Origin of the sequence: Nocardioides sp. GCM10028917, assembly GCF_042666175.1 — a bacterium.
GTDB lineage: Bacteria > Actinomycetota > Actinomycetes > Propionibacteriales > Nocardioidaceae > Nocardioides.
In genome coordinates this window covers 608,242-630,782 of the sequence record NZ_JBHTFL010000003.1, presented here as the reverse complement: position 1 = coordinate 630,782, position 22,541 = coordinate 608,242, and the positions used below count along the sequence as shown (strand labels likewise).

18 protein-coding genes are annotated in these 22,541 nt (G+C 71.2%); 14 read left to right on the top strand and 4 right to left on the bottom strand.

Annotation, left to right across the window (positions count from 1 at the left end; translation table 11 throughout):
• Positions 1–128: 128 nt before the first annotated feature.
• The 4 genes from pcaH to pcaC are packed head-to-tail and all read left to right on the top strand — an operon-like array spanning position 129 to position 2,820.
• On the top strand, positions 129–935 hold the full coding sequence (pcaH, locus tag ACFQW6_RS06290; protein ID WP_378542380.1) for a protocatechuate 3,4-dioxygenase subunit beta: 807 nt from the start codon (positions 129–131) through the stop codon (positions 933–935).
• Positions 932–1,459, top strand: a complete 528-nt coding sequence (gene pcaG, locus ACFQW6_RS06285) for a protocatechuate 3,4-dioxygenase subunit alpha (protein WP_378542378.1) — start codon at positions 932–934, stop codon at positions 1,457–1,459. The genes pcaH and pcaG overlap by 4 nt, the downstream gene beginning before the upstream one ends.
• Positions 1,452–2,414, top strand: a complete 963-nt coding sequence (locus ACFQW6_RS06280) for a lyase family protein (protein WP_378542376.1) — start codon at positions 1,452–1,454, stop codon at positions 2,412–2,414. Before pcaG ends, ACFQW6_RS06280 begins: the two co-directional genes overlap by 8 nt.
• Positions 2,415–2,442: 28 nt before the next feature.
• Positions 2,443–2,820 carry a 4-carboxymuconolactone decarboxylase gene (pcaC, locus tag ACFQW6_RS06275; RefSeq protein WP_378542374.1) on the top strand — a complete coding sequence of 126 codons (378 nt, stop codon included), beginning with the start codon at positions 2,443–2,445 and terminating at the stop codon, positions 2,818–2,820.
• 23 nt (positions 2,821–2,843) lie between these two features.
• Here pcaC and ACFQW6_RS06270 read toward each other — a convergent pair whose 3' ends face one another.
• Positions 2,844–3,824: a LacI family DNA-binding transcriptional regulator gene (locus tag ACFQW6_RS06270; RefSeq protein ID WP_378542372.1), complete on the bottom strand. Its 981-nt coding sequence runs from the start codon at positions 3,822–3,824 to the stop codon at positions 2,844–2,846.
• A 77-nt stretch (positions 3,825–3,901) separates the two neighbouring features.
• Here ACFQW6_RS06270 and ACFQW6_RS06265 point away from each other — a divergent pair, with 77 nt between their 5' ends.
• From ACFQW6_RS06265 to ACFQW6_RS06220, 10 genes are all read left to right on the top strand, one after another.
• Positions 3,902–4,468: a TRAP transporter small permease gene (locus tag ACFQW6_RS06265; protein ID WP_378542370.1), complete on the top strand. Its 567-nt coding sequence runs from the start codon at positions 3,902–3,904 to the stop codon at positions 4,466–4,468.
• The gene (locus ACFQW6_RS06260) at positions 4,465–5,739 is read left to right on the top strand and encodes a TRAP transporter large permease (RefSeq protein WP_378542368.1); all 1,275 of its coding nucleotides are present in this window, start codon (positions 4,465–4,467) and stop codon (positions 5,737–5,739) included. The genes ACFQW6_RS06265 and ACFQW6_RS06260 overlap by 4 nt, the downstream gene beginning before the upstream one ends.
• Positions 5,736–6,647 carry a shikimate dehydrogenase gene (locus ACFQW6_RS06255; RefSeq protein ID WP_378542366.1) on the top strand — a complete coding sequence of 304 codons (912 nt, stop codon included), beginning with the start codon at positions 5,736–5,738 and terminating at the stop codon, positions 6,645–6,647. The genes ACFQW6_RS06260 and ACFQW6_RS06255 overlap by 4 nt, the downstream gene beginning before the upstream one ends.
• A complete protein-coding gene (locus tag ACFQW6_RS06250) occupies positions 6,647–7,678 on the top strand; it encodes a DctP family TRAP transporter solute-binding subunit (protein WP_378542364.1) in 1,032 nt (343 codons plus the stop codon). Before ACFQW6_RS06255 ends, ACFQW6_RS06250 begins: the two co-directional genes overlap by 1 nt.
• A gap of 19 nt (positions 7,679–7,697) precedes the next feature.
• Positions 7,698–8,687, top strand: coding sequence for a phosphotriesterase (locus ACFQW6_RS06245; RefSeq protein WP_378542362.1), 990 nt, complete (start codon positions 7,698–7,700; stop codon positions 8,685–8,687).
• Positions 8,687–10,474, top strand: coding sequence for a bifunctional sugar phosphate isomerase/epimerase/4-hydroxyphenylpyruvate dioxygenase family protein (locus tag ACFQW6_RS06240; protein WP_378542360.1), 1,788 nt, complete (start codon positions 8,687–8,689; stop codon positions 10,472–10,474). Before ACFQW6_RS06245 ends, ACFQW6_RS06240 begins: the two co-directional genes overlap by 1 nt.
• A gap of 99 nt (positions 10,475–10,573) precedes the next feature.
• A complete protein-coding gene (locus tag ACFQW6_RS06235; RefSeq protein ID WP_378542358.1) occupies positions 10,574–12,661 on the top strand; it encodes an elongation factor G-like protein EF-G2 in 2,088 nt (695 codons plus the stop codon).
• Positions 12,662–12,790: 129 nt separating this feature from the next.
• Positions 12,791–14,326, top strand: a complete 1,536-nt coding sequence (locus tag ACFQW6_RS06230) for a DUF3375 domain-containing protein (RefSeq protein ID WP_378542356.1) — start codon at positions 12,791–12,793, stop codon at positions 14,324–14,326.
• Complete coding sequence (locus ACFQW6_RS06225; RefSeq protein WP_378542354.1) at positions 14,323–15,132, top strand: DUF4194 domain-containing protein; 810 nt, start codon at positions 14,323–14,325, stop codon at positions 15,130–15,132. The genes ACFQW6_RS06230 and ACFQW6_RS06225 overlap by 4 nt, the downstream gene beginning before the upstream one ends.
• A gap of 2 nt (positions 15,133–15,134) precedes the next feature.
• Positions 15,135–18,608 carry an ATP-binding protein gene (locus ACFQW6_RS06220; RefSeq protein ID WP_378542352.1) on the top strand — a complete coding sequence of 1,158 codons (3,474 nt, stop codon included), beginning with the start codon at positions 15,135–15,137 and terminating at the stop codon, positions 18,606–18,608.
• 16 nt (positions 18,609–18,624) lie between these two features.
• On the opposite strand, the gene ACFQW6_RS06215 is transcribed toward ACFQW6_RS06220, so the two are convergent.
• From ACFQW6_RS06215 to ACFQW6_RS06205, 3 genes are all read right to left on the bottom strand, one after another.
• Positions 18,625–19,998: an FAD-binding oxidoreductase gene (locus ACFQW6_RS06215; protein WP_378542350.1), complete on the bottom strand. Its 1,374-nt coding sequence runs from the start codon at positions 19,996–19,998 to the stop codon at positions 18,625–18,627.
• 196 nt (positions 19,999–20,194) lie between these two features.
• A complete protein-coding gene (locus ACFQW6_RS06210) occupies positions 20,195–20,635 on the bottom strand; it encodes a DUF6326 family protein (RefSeq protein WP_378542348.1) in 441 nt (146 codons plus the stop codon).
• Between the two features lie 275 nt (positions 20,636–20,910).
• The gene (locus ACFQW6_RS06205; protein WP_378542346.1) at positions 20,911–22,374 is read right to left on the bottom strand and encodes an Ig-like domain-containing protein; all 1,464 of its coding nucleotides are present in this window, start codon (positions 22,372–22,374) and stop codon (positions 20,911–20,913) included.
• Positions 22,375–22,541 lie beyond the last annotated feature (167 nt).

Here is a 22,541-nt window from a genome sequence, read left to right as displayed (position 1 = left end):
GTGCGCAGCCTATTCCACTGAGTGACATTCGGGTGGTGACGCGACCACCGCCACCTCCCTACCGTCCGACCCATGACCACCACCCGCTCCCGCGCCGGCGCCACCTACCTCGCGGAGGGATACACCGGATGGCCGTCGACGTGACCACCGAGCGCGACCCGGGGACGGGGCTGGAGCTGCAGGCCGTCATCGACGCCGAGATCCGTGACATCTGGGCGTCGTACGCCGCCCGCGACGCGGTGGAGACGCAGCCGCGGCGCGACTACGCGCCGTACCGGTCCTCCCGGCTGCGTCACCCCACGAAGGATCTCCAGCAGGCCGACCCCGAGGGGATCGAGCTGTGGGCGCCGGTGTTCGGCGCACGCGACGTCGGCGAGCTCGAGTCGGACCTCACGATCCAGCGGGGCGGCGAGCCGGTGGGGGAGCGGATGGTCGTCACGGGTCGCGTCCTCGACGGCGAGGGGCGGCCGGTGCGCCACCAGCTCGTGGAGATCTGGCAGGCCAACGCCGGTGGGCGCTACGTCCACCAGCGCGACCAGCACCCGGCGGCGCTCGATCCGCACTTCACCGGCATGGGAAGGTGCCTCACCGACGCCGACGGCACCTATCGGTTCACCACCATCCGGCCCGGCCCCTACCCGTGGAGGAACCACCACAACGCCTGGCGGCCGGCGCACATCCACTTCTCGCTCTTCGGCACCGACTTCACCCAGCGGCTGGTGACCCAGATGTACTTCCCGGGCGACCCGCTCTTCGACCGCGACCCGATCTACCAGTCCATCGTCGACCCGCGCGCCCGTGAACGGCTGGTGGCGACCTACGACCACGACCTGACGCAGCACGAGTGGGCCACCGGCTATCGGTGGGACATCGTGTTGACGGGGTCGCACCGCACCCCGCTCGACCAGGACCTTGCCGAGGAGGACCACGCGTGACCCCCATCCCGACTCCCGGCCAGACGGTCGGACCGTTCTTCCACGACGCGCTGCCCTACGACGGCGACCAGGAGCTGGTGCCGCCGGGCACGGCAGGAGCGGTGCGCCTGCACGGCACGGTGCACGACGGCGCGGGCGAGCCGGTGCCCGACGCCGTCCTCGAGCTCTGGCAGGCCGACGCGGCCGGTGAGGTCGTGCAGCGGGCGGGCTCGCTCCACCGCGACGGCTGGACGTTCACCGGTTTCGGTCGGAGCGCGACCGACGCGGAGGGGCGCTACTGCTTCACCACGGTGGTCCCAGGGGATGCGGCGCCGTTCTTCGCGATCACCGTCTTCGCGCGCGGGCTGCTCCACCGGCTCTTCACGCGTGCATATCTTCCCGGCACGTCCGACGCGTTCCTCGACGGGCTGGAGGCGGACCGTCGTCCGACCCTCGTGGCCGTCGCCGACGAGTCCGGCTTCCGCTTCGACGTACGCCTCCAGGGCGAGGACGAGACCGTCTTCCTCGACTTCGGCGATGAGTGAGCTGCTCTGGCCCGGCGACCGCCGGGCCGGTGACGTGTTCACCGACGAGGCGTTCGTGACAGCGATGGTGGCTGTCGAGTCGGCGTGGGCGGACACCTCCCTCACGGTCCCGGACGGTCCGTTCGACGCGGAGGCCGGCGGCAACGCGGTCATCCCGCTCGTCGCCGCTCTGCGCGACGCCAACCCCGGGGTGGACGTGCACACCGGCCTCACGTCGCAGGACGTGCTCGACACCGCGATGGTGCTGATGCTGCGGGACGCCGTGGGTGAGGTGCGCTCGCACCTCTCCTCTGCCTCATCGGCGCTCGACCAGCTCGCGGCCTCCCACGCCGAGGCGCCGATGATCGGCCGGACGCTCACGCAGTGGGCGCTGCCGATCACCTTCGGGCACAAGCTCTCGGCATGGCGCTCCGGCCTGTCGGGCGCCTCCGACGACCTCGCCGCGCTGGCCTTCCCCGCACAGTGCGGGGGACCGGTCGGCACCCTGCGGGACGACCGCCTGGCCTCCCGCCTCGGCCTGGACGACGTACCCGCCTGGCACACCGACCGCCGGCCGATCACCCGCATCGCCGACGCCCTGACGGCGACCACCGGCGCCTGCGGACGGATCGCGCGCGACGTGCTCGAGCTCTCGCGACCCGAGATCGCCGAGGTCGCGGAGTCGTCGGGCGGCGGGTCGTCGTCCATGCCTCACAAGGCCAATCCGGTCCTGTCCGTGCTCGTCCGGCGGGCCGCCCTGACCGCGCCCCAGCTGCTCGCGACCCTGCACCTGTGTGCCGCCGACCAGGTCGACGAGCGCGGCGACGGTGCGTGGCACGCCGAGTGGGACACGCTGCGCCTGCTGGTCCGGCGTACCGCCGTCGCCGCGAGCCAGACCGCCGACCTGCTCAGCGGGCTGCAGGTGCACGCGGACCGGATGGCCGACAACCTCGCCGCTGCCGACGCGGCCCGCTGACCTACGTTCGATCCCACTGGGAGGTGGCATGACGAAGTACGACGACGGCATGGCCGTGCGCCGCGAGGTGCTCGGCGACGCGCACGTCGACCGCGCGACCGACCGGATCACCGACCTGGACCGCGACTTCCAGACCGTGATCACGGAGTACGCATGGGGCACGGTGTGGACGCGTCCCGGCCTCGACCGGCGTACCCGCTCGCTGATCACGATCACCGCGCTCGTCGCCAGGGGTCACCACGAGGAGCTGGCGATGCACCTGCGCGCCGCACGCCGCAACGGGGTGACGGTGGAGGAGATCGGCGAGACCCTGCTGCAGAGCGCGATCTACTGCGGCGTACCGGACGCGAACACCGCGTTCCGGATCGCCCGCGAGGTGCTCTCTGACGAGCAGGGCCAGGTCTGACGTCCGAGGACGACCGGGCACCCCTACGCGGCCCCGGTGGACCCGCGCAGCACGAGCTCCGTGGGCAGGACGACGGATGGCTGGTCGTCGGTCCCGCGGGTGTCGGCGGTGAGCAGCAGCTCGACGGCGACCCTCCCGAGGTCCACGTGAGCCCCACCGAGCGTGGTGAGTCCCGGGGTGCACACGTCGGCGGCGAAGATGTTGTCGAACCCGACGACGCTGACATCGGCGGGCACTCGTAGCCCCCGTTGTGTGAGGCGCTGGATGACGCCGATCGCGAGCAGGTCGTTGTGGGCGACGATCGCCGACGCGCCGTCGTTCAGGGCGCCGTCCGCGGCTGCCCCGCCCTGGCTGACCTTCGGGGTGAACGGTCCGATCCGACGAGCGGTGGTCCCGGCTCCCTCAGCCGCCTCCTTCAGGGCGGCCCAGCGGGTGGCAGCCATCCAGGAGTTGCGCGGTCCGGCGAGGTAGACGAGCTCGCGGTGGCCCAGCGAGCAGAGGTGGGCGACGATCTGCCGGCACCCCTCGACGTGGTCCAGCACGACGCTGGCGAGCCCGGGCACCTCCCGGCTCATGAGGACCACGGGACGCTGGTCCGCGATCTGCCTCAGGTTCTCGTCCGGCAGCCGGCTCGCCGCGAGGAGGAACCCGTCGACGGCCGGCGCGAGTCGCTGGATCTGCTCCCACTCCATCCGCGGCGACTCCTCCGCGTTCACGAGGAGCAGCGTGTACTCCGACATGCGGGCCCGCATCTCGGCTCCCCGGATCAGCTCGAAGTAGTGCGGGTTGGTGATGTCCGACACCACCATGGCCACGGTGTGGTGCCGGCCCGACAGCAGCGCCCGTGCATGAGGGTTGGGCCGGTAGCCGAGCTCCGCCGCGCTGGCCAGCACCCGCTCGCGGGTCGCCGCCGAGACCCTTCCGGGGTTGGTGAAGGCGCGCGAGACGGTCGAGGTGGCGACGCCCGCAGCAGTGGCGACGTCGTAGATGGTGGGTCGGGCCACGAGGACAGGACAACGTACGTGGCAACACGATGGCAACCCCTTGCCGCCCGTTTGCCGCACTCCGTAACTTCGCGGCTGTGACGACCATCACCGACGACGGCCGAGGAAGCCGGCGCATGCCCGCGTGGCTGACGCGAGTCGCGCGGGTGCTGACCGCTGTCGAGCTGACGATCGGCGTGGCCGCGCTGCTGCTGATCTTCGGCCTGGTGCTGGTCCAGGCGGCGCAGCGCTACCTCCCGATCGACGGATGGCCGTGGAGCGGGGAGCTCGCCAGGTTCTGCCTGGTCTGGCTCACCTTCGTCCTCGCCGGGGTCCTGGTCACCAACGACTCCCACATCTCGATCGAGATGATCGACCTCGTTCCGGGCGATCTCGTGCGGCGGGTCGTCCGCGTCGTCTCCTGCCTCATCGTCGCGCTCATCGGTGTCGCCCTGTGCGCGGAGGCGTGGGAGCTCGTGCAGACCCAGGACATGCTCAAGTCGCCGGCGATGCGCATGCCGATGTCCTGGCTCTACGGCGTCTCGCTGATCGGCTTCGTCAGCGTGGTGGTCCGCTCGCTGATCGCCGCCGTGGACTACGCCGTGCACGGCGTTCCCGAGCCGAGGTACGACGACCTCGCAACCCACGAGATGCCCACGGCATGAGCGTCCTCGTCCTCTGCCTCCTGATCGCCGGCCTGCTGGTGATCCGCGTCCCGGTCGCGTTCGCCTTCTTCGGCCCCTGCTTCCTCTACATGATGACGAGCGACCAGTCCGTGGGGCTGGCCCTGAGGCTCGTGTCCAACTCGACGGCGAGCTTCCCGCTGCTCGCGGTGCCGCTCTTCATCCTGCTCGGCTCGATCGCCAACCAGGCGGGCATCGCCGACCGGCTCTTCGACTTCGCGCTCGCCCTGCTCGGCAGGGTCCGCGGCAGCCTGGGCTACGTCAGCGTCGGTGTCAGCCTCGGCTTCTCGTGGATGAGCGGCTCCGCGGTGGCGGACGCGGCCGCGCTCGGCAAGGTCGAGATCCCGGCCATGCTGCGCGCGGGCTACTCGCGTCCGTTCGCGCTCGGGGTCGTCGGCTCGTCCTCCCTGATCGCTCCGGTGATGCCGCCGAGCATCCCGGCAGTCATCTACGCGGGTCTGGCCGGCATCTCGACGGGGGCGCTCTTCGCAGCCTCCGTGGTGCCTGCCTTCCTGATGGCCGTCGGCCTGTGCCTGGTGGTCTTCCTCTGGGTGCGGCGGATGCCCGACTTGCCGCGGACCGAGTTCAGCTGGAGCCGGGTGGCGTCCACCGGCCGTCGCGTGATCGCCCCTCTCGGTGCGCCGGTGATCATCCTCGGTGGGATCCTCGGCGGCTTCGTCACGCCCACCGAGGCGGCGGCCGTCGGCGCCCTCTACATGCTGCTCCTCGGGTTCGGCCTGCGGACCCTCCACCTGCGGGACCTGCCGAAGGTGTTCGTGGAAGCGGCGCTCACCACCGGCAGCATCATGCTGATCGTCGCGTCGGCCAACCTGCTCGGCTACGTCCTCGCCCGCGAACGGGTCCCCCAGGAGATCTCCCAGTGGATGCTCGGGCTGACGAGCGACCCCACCGTGTTCCTCCTCCTGGTCTTCGCGATGTCGATGGTGTTGGGCACCGCACTCGACGCGATCGCCGTGCTCACGCTGACCGTTCCCATCCTGTTGCCGATCGCGGCGCAGTACGACGTGGACCCGATCGCGCTCGGCGTGTTGATGATCCTGTCGCAGATGATCGGGCTGCTGACGCCCCCCGTGGGCACGGTCATCTTCGTCCTGCAGGCCATCACCAAGGCCAGGATGGCGGAGGTCTTCTGGGGCTCGCTGCCCTTCCTCGTGCCGCTGTCGCTGCTCTGCTTCGGGATCATCTTCTGGCCGGACGTGATCCTCTACCTGCCCGAGAGGCTGGGCCTGTGAGCGGGCCGGACAGGCGTTCGTGGCTCGCCGGCCTGATCGGGCAGGGTGTCGGCCCGTCGCTGACGCCCGAGATGCACGAGCGGGAGGCCGAACGCCAGGGCCTGCGCTACGTCTACAAGGTCATCGAGCAGGCCGGCGGAGTGGTGGACGAAGCCCACCTCGAACATCTCCTCGCGGCTGCGGTGGAGCTGGGCTACGACGGCCTCAACATCACCCACCCGGTGAAGCAGGCGATGGTGCCGCTCGTCGACGAGACGGCTCCCGCGGTCCAGGCGATCGGCGCGCTCAACACGATCATCATCCGGGACGGACGAACCACCGGGCACAACACCGACGTCACCGGGTTCAAGAGGTCCTTCACCGAAGGACTGCCGGACGCCGATCGCGACCGCGTGGTCCTGCTCGGTGCGGGCGGGGCGGGCACGGCGGTGGCACACGCGCTCGTCGACCTGGGCGTACGCCGTCTCCTCGTCGTGGACCTCGACCACGAACGCGCGGCTCGTCTCGCGGTCTCGCTGGACGACCGCTCGACAGTCATCGAGATCGTGCAGCCGACCGCCGGCTGGCTGCGGGCGGCCGTCGGCATGGCCACCGGTCTGGTCAACGCCAGCCCCATGGGGATGGCCGCGCACCCCGGGACGCCGGTCCCGGCCGAGCTGCTCCGGCCCGGGTTGTGGGTGGCCGACATCGTCTACCGCCCGCTCCACACGACTCTTCTGGACGCCGCCGCAGCGGCCGGGTGCACCGTCCTGACGGGAGCGGGGATGGCCGTGCACCAGGCCGCCGACGCCTTTGAGCTGATCACCGGCCGGCCTGCCGACCGCGCCGCGATGCTGCGCGACTTCGACGAGCTCGTCGCGACCGAGACGAGCCGCTCTCGGAACCCCACTGAGAAAAGGAATGGATGATGGCACATCGCACGAAGGGAAGGAGCGCGGTCCTCGCAGCCTGCGTCGTCGCGCTACCGATGTTCCTCGCCGCCTGTGGTGGCGACGACGAAGGGGGTGCCGCCGGGGAGTCCGGCGGCGACACCACTCTGCAGCTGGCCCACAGCTACACCGAGGACCAGCCGCAGCACCGCTGCGGGGCTCAGGTCATCGCAGACGAGGTCAAGAAGGCCGACGTCGGGATGTCGATCGAGGTCTTCTCCTCGAGCCAGCTCGGAGCGGACGCCGACCGGATCGCGTCGGTCGTCTCCGGTGACATCGACATGGACATCCAAGGCGCATCCGCACTGGGCGCGGTCTACGAGCCGGTGTCCGTGCTCGACGCGGCGTACGCCTTTGACGACAGCGACCACCTCGCTCGCTACTTCGACAGCGACGCCGCCGACGAGCTGCTGCAGGGATTCGAGGACGAGACCGGCGTGCACACCCTGGGCGCGTGGTCTGCCGGCATGCGGGAGTTCACCGCCAACGAGCCCATCCGCGAGCCCGGCGACCTCGACGGCCTGCGGATGCGCTTCCCCAACTCCCCGCAGTTCCTCATGAACGCCAAGGCGCTGGGCGCCGACGCGACCGAGGTGGCCTACGAGGAGCTGTTCCTCGCCCTCCAGCAGGGCACGGTCGACGGGCAGGAGAACCCGATCACCAACATCGCGGCCAGCAGTCTCCAGGACGTCCAGGACTACATCTCGATGTCGGACCACCAGGCGAACTCCAACCTGGTGATCATCGGCGGCGACTCGTGGGCGGGCCTCAGCTCCGAGCAGCAGGACGCCCTGGCGTCCGCGGTCGAGGCGGCGGAGGAGCAGGTCCCGGAGTGCGTCGCCGAGGACGAGGAGGCCACGCTCGCCGAGTGGGAGGAGACCGGCGACATGAAGGTCGTCGACGACGTCGACGTCGAGGCCTTCCGTAGCCAGGCCGACGCCTACCTCCGCGACAACTTCGACGAGGAACAGCTGGCGGTCTACGAAGGCATCCGCGGCGAGGCCGAGTGACGAGGAGCGTGACGAGACGGTGACCGAGCGGATCGTGGAGACCTTCCGCGGCCCGGTGGCGCCGCGCGACCTCGGCACGACGCTCATCCACGAGCACCTGTTCGTGGGCCACCCCGAGCTCGACGTGGACTTCCCCCACCCCGAGTGGGACGAGGACGTGGCGATCGAGACGGCCGTCCGAGGACTGGAGCGGCTGTGGGACCTCGGGGTCCGCACCGTCGTCGACCTCACCGTCCTGGGCATCGGTCGTGACGTGGCCCGCGTCGCGAAGGTGGCCGAGCGGGTCCGCGTGCACCTGGTCGCCTCGACCGGCTACTACGCGGCCGATGTCCTGCCGGCGTACTTCTCGACCCACGGCCCGGGCCGCCTGGTGGGGGGTCCGGACCCGCTGCTCGAGCTGTTCCTGCGCGACATCGAGGTCGGGATCGCGGGCACCGGTGTGCGGGCCGGCATGCTCAAGGTCGTCACCGACCGCTCGGGCATCACTCCCGACGTGCGCCGGGTGATGGAGGCGGCAGCGTCCGCGCAGCGGCGCACCGGCGTCCCGGTCACGACGCACACCCACGCGCCGTCGCGCAACGGGCGCGAGCAGCTCGCCTTCTTCCAGGAGCACGGCGTCGCACCCGAGCGGCTGGTCATCGGCCACTGCGGCGACAGCGAGGACCTGGACTACCTGCGCGAGCTGATGGACTCCGGGGCGAGCATAGGGATGGACCGCTTCGGGATGGAGCACGTGCTTCCCGACGACGTACGGGTGGCGACCGTGCTCGCGCTGCTGCGAGAGGGCTACGCCGACCGCATGGTCCTGTCCCACGACGCGGCGTACTTCAGTCGCGTCACGCCTCCGTCGTGGCGCGCGGCAAACGTGCCGCACTGGAACCTCGAGAACATCTCGCGTCGGATCCTTCCCCGGCTGAGGGGCGGAGGGGCGACCGACGAGCAGCTCCATCAGATGATGGTGCTCAACCCTGCACGGCTGCTCACCCCGTCGACCCCCGAGGAGACGTGATGCGCACGTCGATCGCGACGGTCTGCCTCAGCGGCACCCTGACCGACAAGCTCCACGCCGCCGCCGACGCCGGCTTCGACGGGGTCGAGGTCTTCGAGCCCGACCTGATCGCCTCTCCCGCCGGTCCGGAGGAGATCGTGGCGCTGGCCAGCCGGCTGGGCCTCTCGCTCGACCTGTACCAGCCGTTCCGGGACGCGGAAGGCGTCACCGAGGACGAGTTCGAGCGTGTGCTGCGGCGCGCCCGGGCCAAGTTCGCCCTGATGCAGCGACTGGGCATCGACACCATGCTCGTGTGCAGCAACGTCGGCACCGCGACGATCGACGACGACGCGGTGTCGGCCGAGCAGCTGCGCCGACTGGGGGAGGCTGCCGCCGATCACGGCGTACGCGTCGCCTTCGAGGCGCTGGCGTGGGGGCGGTACGTCGACGACTACCGCCGGGCCTGGCGCATCGTCGAGCTCGCCGACCACGACGCCGTCGGTGTCTGCCTCGACAGCTTCCACATCCTGTCCCGTGGCCACGACCCGGTTGCGATCGAGGAGATCCCGGGCGAGAAGGTGTTCTTCCTCCAGCTCGCGGACGCTCCGGCGCTGAGCATGGACGTGCTGTCGTGGTCGCGCCACCACCGCCTGTTCCCGGGGGAGGGAGCGTTCGACCTCGGTTCGTTCCTCACCCACGTGCTGCGAACGGGGTACGACGGACCGCTGTCCCTCGAGGTGTTCAACGACGTCTTCCGGCAGACCGAGGTCGGGCGGACCGCGCGCCAGGCCCGCCGGTCCCTCACCTGGCTCGAGGACCTGGTCGGCAGCAGACCGCTCCCGCCGGTAGCCGAACCGACAGGATTCGACTTCGTCGAGGTGCGGGCGGAGGACACCGGCGATGTCGACGTGCTCCTCGGCCAGCTCGGCCTCACGTTCCGGGGCCGACACCGGAGCAAGGACGCCCGGCTGTGGGCCGACGGGCCGGCGCGGATCGTCTGCAACGAGCAGCACGCCCGTGACCGGGCACCGTCGCTCGCCGCCGTCGGGTTCCAGGTGGCCGACCCGGCCGTCTCGGCCGCTCGCGCTCGGGCACTCCAGGCGCCGACGGTCTACCGGCGGACGCTCGCCACCGAGCAGGAGCTCCCGGCGTTCCGGGCGCCCGACGGCACGGAGGTGTTCCTCGGCTCAGGGGGCGGCCAGGAGGCAGCGTGGGTGCCGGAGTTCGAGGGAGGCCGGGAGCCGGGCTCCGGCGTGCTGACGGGGATCGACCACGTCAACCTGGCCGAGCCGTGGCAGTGCTTCGACGAGGCTGTCCTCTTCTACAGCAGCGTCCTCGGTCTCCGGGTGGACGTCAGCCATGAGGTCCCGTCACCCCACGGACTGGTGCGCAGCCAGGTCGTGCGCTCGGCATCCGGTGCGTGCCGGCTCGCCCTCAACGTCGCGCCACTGGCGTGGGACGCGTCGTCCGGCTTCCCGCAGCACGTGGCGTTCTCGACCGACGACGTCGTCACCGTCGCCCGGCGCGCGGTCGAGCGCGGCCTGGTGCCGCTCGCCGTCCCGCAGAACTACTACGACGACCTCGTCGCCCGGTTCGACCTCTCCAAGGCCGAGGTCCGGGAGATGGCCGAGCTCGGCCTCCTGCACGACCGTGACGGGGCGGGCACCTTCACGCACTTCTACACCGCCACGGTCGGCGAGGTGTTCTTCGAGGTGGTGCAGCGCGTCGACGGCTACGACGGCTACGGCGCTCCCAACGCCGGCGTACGCCTCGCGGCCCAGGACACGGATCGCTGGCAGCGCACCTGACGTCGCCAGCGCCGGCTCGCCCTTGCCTCGCGGGACCAATCGGGCGACAGTGGGTTGAGAGTTCTCGGACCGTCGCACGAGTGAGCGGGAGCCGCCACGGTGAGCAGAGAGTCCGGCGGTGGTGCCGCCCAGGCCGGCGCCCCGGTCGCGACCGGACCGGAGCGCATCCGCAACGTGCTGGTCGTGGGCGCGGCGGGCGCGGGGAAGACCACCCTCGTCGAGCGGCTGCTGGTGACGGCCGGGGTGCTCAACAGGGCCGGCAGCACCGACGACGGCACGACCGTGTGCGACTTCGAGGAGGTCGAGCACCGTCACCGACGCTCCGTCGGACTCGCGCTCGCGCCGCTGGTGCACGACGGCGTGAAGGTCAACCTGCTGGACGCCCCCGGCTACGTCGACTTCGTGGGGGAGGTCCGAGCGGGCCTCCGGGCTGCGGACTGCGCGCTGTTCGTCGTCGCCGCGAACGAGGGCGTCGACGAGCAGACACGGGCGCTCTGGCGCGAGTGCGCAGAGGTGGCCATGCCACGGGTGGTCGTCGTCACCAGGGTCGACCACGCCCGCGCCGACGTCGACGGCGTCGTGGCGCAGGCGCGCGACGCCTTCGGCGAGCGGGTCCTGCCCGTCTACCTGCATGAGGGAGGGCGTCTCGTCGGCCTGATCACCGGGGACCACGGCCACGACGCGCAGCGAGCCGCCCTCGTCGAAGGCATCATCGAGGAGTCCGAGGACGAGACGCTGATGGAGCGCTACGTCGGTGGCGAGGAGATCGACGCCGGGCTCCTCCTCGCCGACCTCGAGCTGGCGGTCGCCCGGGGGTCGTTGCACCCCGTCGTCCCCGTCGACTCCACCAGCGGCGTGGGAGCCGGCGAGCTGCTCGACCTGATGGTGTCCGCGTTTCCCTCACCCCTCGAGCACCCCATGCCGAAGGTATGCACACCGGCGGGTCGACCGGGGCCGGAGATCGCGTGCGACCCGTCCGGTCCGTTGGTCGCAGAGGTCATCAAGACGACCACCGACCCGTACCTCGGGCGCGTCAGCCTGGTCCGCGTGTTCTCGGGCACCGTGCTGCCGGACGCCACGGTGCACGTGTCCGGGCACCGCTCGGCGTGGTCGGGCGATGCCGACCCGGACGCCAGCCACCCGGACCACGACGAGGACGAGCGGATCGGGTCCCTCTCCGTGCCACTGGGCAAGGCCCAGCGCACCGTCCCGGCCGTGGTCGCGGGCGACCTGTGCGCCATCGGACGACTGAGCCGGGCCGAGACCAGTGACACCCTCGCCGACGTCGACGCGCCGCTCGTGCTCGAACCCTGGCAGGTGCCGGACCCGCAGCTGCCGGTGGCGATCCAGGTCCGGACGAAGAGCGCCGAGGACAAGCTCGGCCCGGGGCTCCAGAGGCTCGCCGCCGAGGACCCCACCCTTCGCGTCGAGCACAACGAGGAGACCCACCAGGTGGTGCTCTGGACGATGGGGGAGGCCCACGCGGACGTGCTGCTCGACCGGCTCGCCGGCCGCTACGGCGTGGACGTCGACGAGGTCGAGCTCCGGGTGCCGATGCGGGAGACCTTCGTCGGCCCGGCCACCGGTCACGGCCGGCACGTCAAGCAGAGTGGCGGTCACGGGCAGTACGCCGTGTGCACCGTCGAGGTGGAGCCGCTCCCGCAAGGCGGTGGGTTCGAGTTCGTCGACCGCGTGGTGGGGGGTGCGGTGCCCCGTCAGTTCATCCCCTCGGTCGAGAAGGGAGTCCGGTCGCAGATGAGGGACGGGGTCGCGAACGGCTGTCCGACGGTCGACATCAGGGTGACCCTGACCGACGGCAAGGCGCACAGCGTCGACTCCTCCGACATGGCGTTCCAGACGGCCGGCGGGCTCGCGCTGCGCGACGCCGCGACCCGAGGAGGGACGTGCCTGCTCGAACCGGTCGACGAGGTCGAGGTGCTCGTCGCGGACGCCCTCGTCGGCACCATCATGGGGGACCTGTCCGCTCGCCGGGGCAAGGTCCTGGGCAGCGAGCCGGCCCGTGAGCCGGGCATGGTCGTGATCAGGGCCCACGTGCCACAGCTGGAGCTCCGCCGGTACGCCGCCGACCTGCGCTCCCTCGCCCACGGCTCGGCGTCGTTCACCCGGGCGTTCGCGCGCTACGAGCGGGTTCCGGACCAGGTCTCCTCCACGCTCTCGCCCCGGTGATCCGGCGCATCGCACCGACTGTCTTCGATCGCCATCCGCAGCGACGACGGGCCCGCCCCACGCGCCGTCGGTGCGCTTTGCGATGCTTGCGCACCGACACAGGTGGGACGAAGCGGGGGAGACCGGGTGGTGAGCGAGATCGCGGGCGAGCTCGCGCGCGTGCAGAGCGCGTTCGCGCAGCCCACGCTGACCCTGCTCCACCAGCGGCAGGCGCCTGTGGTGATCACGATCTTCCGCACCGCCTTCGGCCGCAACAACAACCCGATCCCGACGGCCCGGCTGCACACGCAGGTCGAGGACCACCTGGCCCAGATGCGGCTGGCGGGGGAGCAGGACGTCCCCTCCGGCAGCGGCCGGGAGGTCTGCCAGCGCTGGATGCGCGGCCAGTGGCTGGTGCGGTCGCTCGACGAGGCGGGCCACAAGGTCTACGCGCTGACGTCGCACGCACAGCAGGCGCTGGAGCTGGTGAAGAACCTCGCCCGCGACCGGGCCACGCTCAGCGAGCACCGGGTCGCCACCATCCTCGGCACCGTCCGCCGCTTCAACTCCGAGGCCAACCCCGACCGGACGGCCCGCGTGACGATCCTCAACGAGGAGATCGCCCGGCTGCGGGCCGAGCGCGACCGCCTCGTGGACGGCGGTGAGCTGGAGGGCGCGACCGAGGACTACATGCTCGAGGGGTTCACCGAGCTGCTGTCGCTGATCTCCGCGCTGCCGAGCGACTTCGCCCGGGTCGAGGAGCGCTTCGCGACCATCCGCACGGAGATCCTCTCCGCGTTCCGGGCGGAGGACCGTCCGGCCGGTGAGGTGATCGACGACTACCTGGCGCGCGCAGACGCGCTCATGACGGCGACGCACGAGGGACGGGCGTTCGAGGGAGCGTTCGCGCTCCTGCGCGACGACGCCCTGGTGACCCAGCTCCGCGAGGACCTGGCGGACCTGCTCGAGCACCCGCTGTCCGACCGGCTCCTCAGCGACGCCGACCGGGCCGAGCTGCGCGGCACGGTGCGCCTGGTGCGTGACGGCCTCGACCGGGTGCTCGCCCAGCGGTCGCGGGTGACGGCGACCCTCAAGGAGTACATCGTCTCGCACGACGCGGCCCGCGACCGCGAGCTCGAGCAGACGCTGCGCCAGGTGGAGGCCGAGCTGATGACGTGGATGGCCACCACCGGGCCGCGCGCGACCCACGACGTCCCGCTCCTGCCGGCACGGACCGGCATCGACCACCTCCGCGAGCGCTTCTACGACCCCGCCGACGACGTGCTGCCCGACCGCATCGGCACGCCCGACCCCGACCTCGCGCCCCCGGTCTCGCTCGCCGAGCTCGTCTCGCAGGGCGGGCCCAAGCTGGCGACGCTGCGCGAGCGCCTCGACGCGGTGATGACCTCCCTGCTCCCGGTCGCGTCCCTCGGCGCCCTCTTCGAAGGGCTCGAGCCGTCACTGCGGCGGCCGGTCGAGATCTTCGGCCTGCTGCACCTCGCCGCCGACCGGGAGTGGCGGGCCGAGGAGTCCGTGGAGTCGTTCGAGGCCGTCCGCCCCGACGGGAGCAGGCGCACCTTCGCCGTGCCTCGCACGCCCCTGCCCGACCCCGACCTCCCCGACACGCGCGAACAGACGCGGGAACAGACCCAGCGACAGACCCAGCAGACGGAGACCCGCGCATGAGCGTCGAGACCCACCCCGAGACCGACGCCCACGTCGACTCCGCGCTCGACGCGGAGCTCGACGCCGACCTCGACCCCCAGGCCCACGACGTCGACCTCGTCGACGACGAGCTCCTCGACGAGCACTCCGTCTCGCTGTTCGAGGGCGACGAGGGCGGCCTGGACTACGCCCAGCGCCGCGCCCTGGTGGCGTTGCTCAAGCAGCGCTTCATCAGTGCCCGCACGCACCCGCGCGACTGGAACGTGCTCGTCGAGCACGAGCGCCTGCTCCGGTCGCGGCTCAACGACCTCTTCCTGGACCTGCAGCTCGACCGGGCCCGGGAGGTCGCGTGGAAGCGCCAGGCGACCTCCGAGACGGGCAGCCGTTTCCCCACGATGCTCTACGACGCCGCGTGGTCGCGCGAGGAGACGCTCGTGCTGGTCCACCTCCGCGACCGGCTGCGTGCCGGGGTCGCGAGCGGCGACGCACGCGTCTTCGTCGACCGGGAGGACGTCGTCCGCTACGTCTCGAGCTTCCGGCCCTCGCACGCGACCGACGTCGCCGGCGACGAGAAGCGGGCGCGCAACGCGATCACGGGCATCGTCAAGGCCGGGCTGCTGATCGGCACCGGCTCCGAGGAGCGCTTCGAGATCAGCGAGGCCGTGGAGCCGCTGATCCCGCTGGAGCTCCTGCAGGAGCTGCTCGCGGCGCTGGTGGCTGCCAACGACACCGAGGACACGTCCCGGTCCGACGACACGGCCGACCTGTTCGACGACGAGGCCGACGCCGTCCCCACGGTCACCGGCGACCCCGCAGAGGAGCAGTGAGCATGTCGATCGACGAGGTCGAGCAGACGCCGGTCGACGGACTCTTCGAGCGCAGTGACGTGGCCACCCCGGCCGACGACACGATGCAGTGGCGGGCGGCCCTGCTCCAGATGGTCAACTGGGGCGGCTTCGGCGGCCTCACCGTCGTACCCCTGCGTGGCGACGCGACGATGATCTCCGGCGCCTCGGGCGTCGGCAAGAGCACCATCCTCGACGCCTACACGGCGCTGATGATGCCGTCGGACACCAAGTTCAACGGTGCGTCCAACGACGCCGTCGCGGGCCGTGCCAGAGGCGCCGGCCAGCGCAACCTGCTGTCCTACCTGCGGGGTGCGGTGGACGTGGTCGACGACCCCCGCACCGGTCGGCCGGTCGAGAAGCTGCTCCGCGGCAAGGGCGCCGACACCTGGGGCGCGATCGCGATGACGTTCGTCAACGACCAGGGCGGCCGGTTCACGGTGCTCCGCACCTACTACGTGCCGCGCCGCGCGACTCGCTCCGCCGACGTGCAGATGCAGCTGGCCACCCAGGACGGGGCGCTGCCGCTCGACACGCTCGAGGTCGCCGTGCCCGAGCGCTTCCACGCCACCACGCTGAAGAAGCTCTTCCCCGGCATCCGGGTGCACCGGACGTACGCCGAGCTCGCCGCCGTCCTGCACGCGCGGCTCGGCATCGGCGCCAACGGCGACGGTGCGAAGGCGCTGCGGCTGCTCGCCCGGATCCAGGCAGGAAACCAGGTCCGCAGCGTCGACGAGCTCTACAAGGACATGGTCCTCGAGCGACCCTCGACCTTCGCCGCCGCCGACCGCGCCATCGAGCACTTCGACGACCTCGACACCGCTCACTCGGCCATGCGCACCGAGGAGCAGAAGCTCGAGCTCCTGGCGCCGATCACCGACCTCCACGACCGCAAGGTGGCGGCCACCCGGCGGCTCGCGGAGCTCGACTCCTACGGCGTGACGCTCGACGGCGACACCCCGCTGCGGATGTGGCTGCTGCGCACCCACCTCCGCCTCATCGAGTCCGCAGTGGTCGACAACCGCGCCGACCGAGCGGCGGCCGCAGACGAGCTGGGCACGACGACGGCCGCGGAGCGCACCTACCTCGCCGACCTCGAGGCTGCGAAGGAGTCGCACCGCGCGGCCGGCGGCTCCACGCTCCAGTCGCTCGCGCTGTCGCTGGAGCAGGAGCAGGTCGTCCGGGAGGACCGGCTCCGGCGCCGTGAGGTGCTGCAGGGGCGGCTGCTGCCGCTCATCGACGCCACCGACGCCCAGGCGCCCGACGTCGAGGCGGCGCTGCTGTCGAGCGAGTCGTTCGCCGTGCTGCAGATGCACGCCCAGCAGTGGCTGGCAGGGTTCCAGCGGGAGCAGGAGCTGATCCGGCGCGAGCGTGACGCCGCGCTCCGCGACCAGTTCCCGCTCAGCCAGCGCCAGGCCGAGCTGCGCCGCGAGCGGACGTCGCTGGAGAGCCGCGCCGGCCGGGTGCCGGCCCGGATGGACGAGCTGCGCGCGGAGGTCGCGCAGGTGAGCGGGATCGGCGTCGACGAGCTGCCCTTCGTGGCGGAGCTGGTCGACGTGGCGCCTGACGAGGCGCGGTGGCGCACGGCGATCGAGACGGTCCTGAGCGCGAGTGCCCGGATGATGCTGGTGCCGCTCGACCGGCTGGAGAGCTTCGCCTCCGCGATCGACGGACTGCGGCTCCGCGGACGGCTGACCTTCGAGGGCGTCGAGCTCCACCTGCCCGACCTCGGCCCGGCCGACCCGGAGCGGGTCGCCGGCAAGCTGGTCTTCAAGGACTCGCCCTTCTCGGGCTGGGTGCAGGCCCACGTCGGCGAGACCTCGCGCAACGCGCTGTGCGTGGAGTCCGCCGACGGCCTCGCGGGCGCCGGCTTCAGGGTCACCCTCGCCGGCCAGACGCGCAACGGCCGCCGCGGTGCCCACGGGCGCAACGACACCCGCAGCATCATCGGCTTCTCCAACGCCGACGCGATCGCCGAGGTCGACGCCGAGCTGGCCGAGCTCGAGGAGCGGCTCGACGGCGTCGGCGCCGAGGTGGCCCGGCTCGACCAGCGGTCACGGGTGCTGGAGCAGCAGCGGACGTCGTACGACGTCGTGGCCGCCGCACGCTTCGACGACGTCGACGTCGACGGCAGCGACCGACGTCTCGCCGACCTCGAGCGTCGACGGACGGAGATCCTCGAGTCGGACGACGGCCTCCAGGCGCTGGACACGCAGATCGCCGACCTCACCGCACGGCTGGAGGAGACCCGACGGGCCCGCTACGCCGCCGAGCAGCGGCAGCGCGAGCTCAACGCCGCCCACGGGGACCTGGTCGACGCGGAGGACGTCGTCAATGACCGGCTCCAGGCGATGGAGGAGGCCGGTCGGGTCGTGCTCAGCCCGGAGCAGGAGGCGGCCCTCGCGGTGGACTTCGCCGCAGCCGCGTCGCCCGCGGATCCCGACGACCTCGACCGGTTCGCGGAGTCGTCCCAGCGGCTCGCCGAGCGGCTCCGCACCGCGGTCGGCGACGCCGAGGCCGAGCTCCGCCGGGTCGACGACGACCTCGCCCAGGTGTTCCGGGTCTACAAGCTCCAGTGGGACTCGCCCAACCTGGGCGCGACCGCGGACTCCTACCCCGACTACGCCCGCATCCTCGACGACATCCGCGGCGAGGGCCTCGCCGTCCGGCGGGCCGAGTGGCGACGTCGGCTCACCGAGTGGAGCGGCCAGGACCTGGTGCCCCTCGTCGGCGCGATGGCCGCGTCCGTCGAGGAGATCGAGGACCGGCTCGAGCCGATCAACGCGATCCTGCGACGCCTGGAGTTCGGGGCGTCGGGGGACCGGCTCCGGATCCGCCTGCGGCGGCTGGCGCCCGCCCACGTCCAGACGTTCATGAAGGACCTGCGCACCCTGTCGTCCGGCTCCGCGACAGAGCTGGACGAGGACGCCCTCGACAAGCGGTTCGCCGAGCTCAGCCGATTCATGCAGCAGCTGCGCAGGCCGAGCCAGGTCGGTGACGCGGCGACGTCGATGACCGACCGCGAACGCCTGCTCGACGTACGCCGTCACGTGGAGATCAGCGCCGAGCGCTACGACCACACCACCGGCGAGCTGCGGGCGACCTACCGGACACTGGGGGAGAAGAGCGGTGGCGAGAGCCAGGAGCTGGTCGCCTTCATCGTCGGCTCCGCCCTCCGCTTCCGGCTGGGTGACGAGTTGCGGTCGCGGCCACGGTTCGCCCCGGTCTTCCTCGACGAGGGTTTCGTGAAGGCGGACTCCGAGTTCGCCGGCCGCGCCGTCCAGGCGTGGCGCGGCCTCGGCTTCCAGCTCATCGTCGGTGTCCCTCTCGACAAGGTCACGGGCCTCGAGCCGCACATGGACGAGCTGCTCGCCATCACCAAGAACAGCACCACCCACCAGTCCTGGATCACGCCCATCACCGACGCCGGGCCAGCAGGTCGAGTGGGCGCCTCCTGAGCGCCACGACCCTGTGTCAGCCGGGCTGGATGTTCTGGTTGTGCCGGAACAGGTTGTCCGGGTCGTAGCGACGCTTGACCTCCGCCAGGCGGTCGTAGTTGCCGCGGTAGTTCGCCCGGATCCGGGACTGGTCGTCCTCCGCCATGAAGTTGACGTAGCCCCCCTCCTCCGAGTGCGGCGCGGTCGCGGCGTAGTAGTCCTTCACCCACGTGGTGTTCGCGTCGTTGTCCGCTGCGTCGGGCCACATCCCGGCGATCACCGTCGCGAACGTGGCGTCGCGGTAGGCGAATGCCGTCGAGTCCGGCGCGACCCGCTGGGCAGCGCCGTTGATGGGGTATATGTGCACCGTGGAGTTCACGACGGGCACCTTCGGTCCGTGCTCGAGGTGCGCCGCGATCGCGTCGTCGGTCAGCTCGCTGACGAAGTTCGCCTTCCAGTAGTGCTGGAGCCCCGGCGGGACGAGGGCGTCGAAGGCACTGTTGAGCGCCGGGTACGGCATGACGCCGACGTGCTCGGCCACCCGCGGAGCCACGTCCCGGATCGGCTGGAGCGCCTTCTCTCCCGCGTCGGGGTCACCGGCCCAGCAGGTCACCATCGCGATGAACGGCTCGCCGTGGCGGTCCTCCGGAATGAACGGCAGGGGAGGCGCGATCTGGTACGCCGGGAAGCACCCGAGCTCCTCGGGTGCGTCGGCGATGAACTCGCGGTAGAACCGCAACAGGTCGCCGGCCGCGTCGAGCTCGAAGAACATCGGCCCGCCGTAGATGTCCTTGACCGGGCTCATCCGGAACTCGAACGACGTGATGACGCCGAAGTTGCCGCCGCCGCCGCGGATGGCCCAGAAGAGGTCGGCGTCCTCCTTGTCGCTCGCGACGTGGAAGCTGCCGTCGGCGGTCACCACGTCCGCGGCGAGAAGGTTGTCGCACGACAGTCCGAGACCCCGGGTGAGGTAGCCGATGCCGCCGCCCAGGGTCAGCCCGCCGACGCCGGTCGTCGAGATGATCCCGCCCGTGGTGGCCAGGCCGAAGGGATAGGCCGCGGCGTTCAGGTCGCCCCAGGTGGCGCCGCCCTCGACGCGGGCGGTCTGGGTGAGCGGGTCGACGCGGACGCCCCGCATGGTCGAGAGGTCGACGACCAACGCATCGTCCGCCGTGCCGAATCCCGGCACGCTGTGCGACCCTCCCCGCACCGCGATCGTCAGGTCGTTCTCGGCCGCGAATCGCACGGCAGTCATCACGTCGCCGGTGTTGGCCGGGCGCACGATCACCGCCGGCCGGCGGTCGATCATGGCGTTGTACACGCGGCGCGCATCGTCGTACCCGGCGTCCTCCGCGGTCGTCACGGTTCCCCGAACGTTCTCGCGCAGGGCGGTCAGCGCATTCGTGTCCATGAGCAAGTCCTCGCCTCGTCGTTTCACTGGTCCCAGACGAGTGGGCCCGAGGTCGCCACGTGCCGCCGCGATCCGCAGCGGTGCGTCCATGGGATCTATTCACGCTAGACCCGCCCGGCAGTGCCCACAAGAGAGATCCACGTCGCGGCTCAGGTGGTCCGAACCAGCAGTGAGGGGGACTGGACAAGCGCCTGGCTCACGCTCGTTGGTGGGCGCGAACGGTGTCCTTGTCCAGGCTGGTCGCCGCGGTCGCCGACGGTGCGGTGCGGGGCCAGGTCCAGGCGTACCGGACGATGAGGGCGAGAAGGACCAGCTCCAGGACGATGCCGAGCCCGTAGAAGTACAACCAGGACTCGCCGACCGCGTTGAACGCCGTGACGGGGACGTAGAGCGAGGCCACGACGAGATTCGTGATGCGGTTCGCCCCGGCGGGCAGCGTCATCGACAGCACGACCATGAGGATCGGGATGGCCACGAGGGCCAGCGCCGTGGTGGAGAAGGTCTGGGAGAGGTCGAACTCGAAGACCTTGCCGTCGAGGATCTCGTCGACGACGCCGGGCGTGAAGAAGTTGAGGATGTCCACGTAGGCGTACAGGAACATGAAGCTCGTCCACGTGGCGGCGAGCTTGGCTCGCACCGGGATCGGTTGGTCTTCCAGTGTCCCGGCGGTGGGTTGTGATGTTCTCATCATGGACTCCGTTGATGTGATGGGTCGGTAGGTCCACGATCGCTGAGCCCGGGGGCGGGCGCCTCGGCCCGCAGGCCGGGGTTCGCCCGGCCGAGTGGCTCGCTGCCTCGGCCATTCGGCTGGTACGCCGAGGCACGCCGTTCCTGTTCGAGACCGCCAAGGCTGCTGCCATCTACGACAGGCACGCGGGACGGCGGTGGCCCGGCGATCCGTCGAGGAGCACCTCAGCGCAGGCGCGTCTCGTAGGTCACTCGCGCGTAGCCGCTCGGGTTCCCGGCCGCGTCGACAGCCGTCAGGCCGATCGCGACCGTGCTGCGGCGACCGGTGAGCACGCCCGCGGTCGCGAAGAAGTCGCGTTCCAGCGTGGCGGTCCATGACCCGTTCGAGTCGGCAGTCGTCGAGAGGTAGGCGTTCGAGGTGGCGTCGTAGACGGTCACCACGGCGCCGGGGCTGGTGGTCCCTGTCAGCGTGACCGGGAGGGAGGTCAGCGTCGAGCCGGGCGCAGGACTGACGACGACCGGCGTGGCCGGGGGGACCGTGTCGACCGTGACCGAGACGGACTCCGTCACGGTCGTGCCGCCCGCGGACATGCTCGCGGTCAGGGTGTGCGGCCCGTCGCCGAGGAAGACGTTGAAGCCCCAGCGGCCCTCGAGGCACTGGCGGCGTTGGTCCTGCACGCCGTCGACGGCGAGCTCGACGTCGAGGTCGCCGGTGCACGCGCCCTCGACGGTGACGAAGGTCTGCTGGAGGCTGCCGTCCTCGGGCGAGGTGATGCTCAGGCTGGTGTCGAGGAGCTCCACGGTGTGGACGATGCAGTCGTCGGCGATCGGGTCACCCTGCCGGTCGGTCATGCGTGCGCAGATCTCGTGGGTGCCCCAGTCGACGCTGAGGGGGGCTGACCACTGCCCGTCCGTCGCTGTCGCGCCGTTGGTGATGACGCCGTCGACGTAGATCTGGACAGTGGGATCGACGTTCGAGCTCGCGGTGCCCGAGACGACGAGCTCCGTCCAGTCGCTGACGGAACCGTCCTGCGGCGAGGTGATCTCCACGGTGGCGACCGGTATCGGCGCGGAGGTGAAGGTGTGCGTGATCGAGGCCACGACCGTGGTGCCGTCGACCGCCAGCTGCTCGACGGTGAGCGTGTGCTCGCCCTCCGGGACGTCCACGTAGCGGCGGTGGTACTGGTAGTAGTCGCAGAAGATCTCCTCCGACTGACCGTCGAAGGTCAACCGCACGGTGGAGCCGCCGTGACACCCGCCGCTGGCCGTGAAGGTGCTCTGGACGGACGCACCGTCGTCGGGGAAGAGGCTGAGGTACTGACCGTCGACAGCGACGGTGTAGGTGATGCACGTCCGTGCGATCGACACGCCGGCGTCGAACGCCTCGGCGCAGATCTGGGTCGTGCCGGCGGGCAGCGGGTTGACGGTCGTGCCCCACTCACCCTTCACCACCCAGGTCTCGTAGGCGTTCGGGTCGCCGGGGATCGTGATCACGACGGTGGTGGCCCGCTTCGCGGTCCCGGCCACCAGGAGGTTGACGTCGTCACCCGTCGACCCGTCCACAGGCGAGGTGATGGCCACGGAGCCCCTGGTCGGGGCCTGTGCCGTGGCCACTCCCGCTGTGCCGAGCACGAGCAGTGCTGCCACCAGCGCGATGAGGATGCGACGTACCGACCCGACAGCGACCATCAGAACTCCCGAAGAGGATGGGCCATCGAGGCCCGGCCCCTCAGAAGACATGGGTGGGTGCCGCCTACGCAAGGGACGTTCACCCTTGGGGGTGCACCTCGGCTCATGCCGATCGGTACAACGTCGCCGACCGCATGTCGGACGTCAGACTGGTGCCGAGGGTGGTT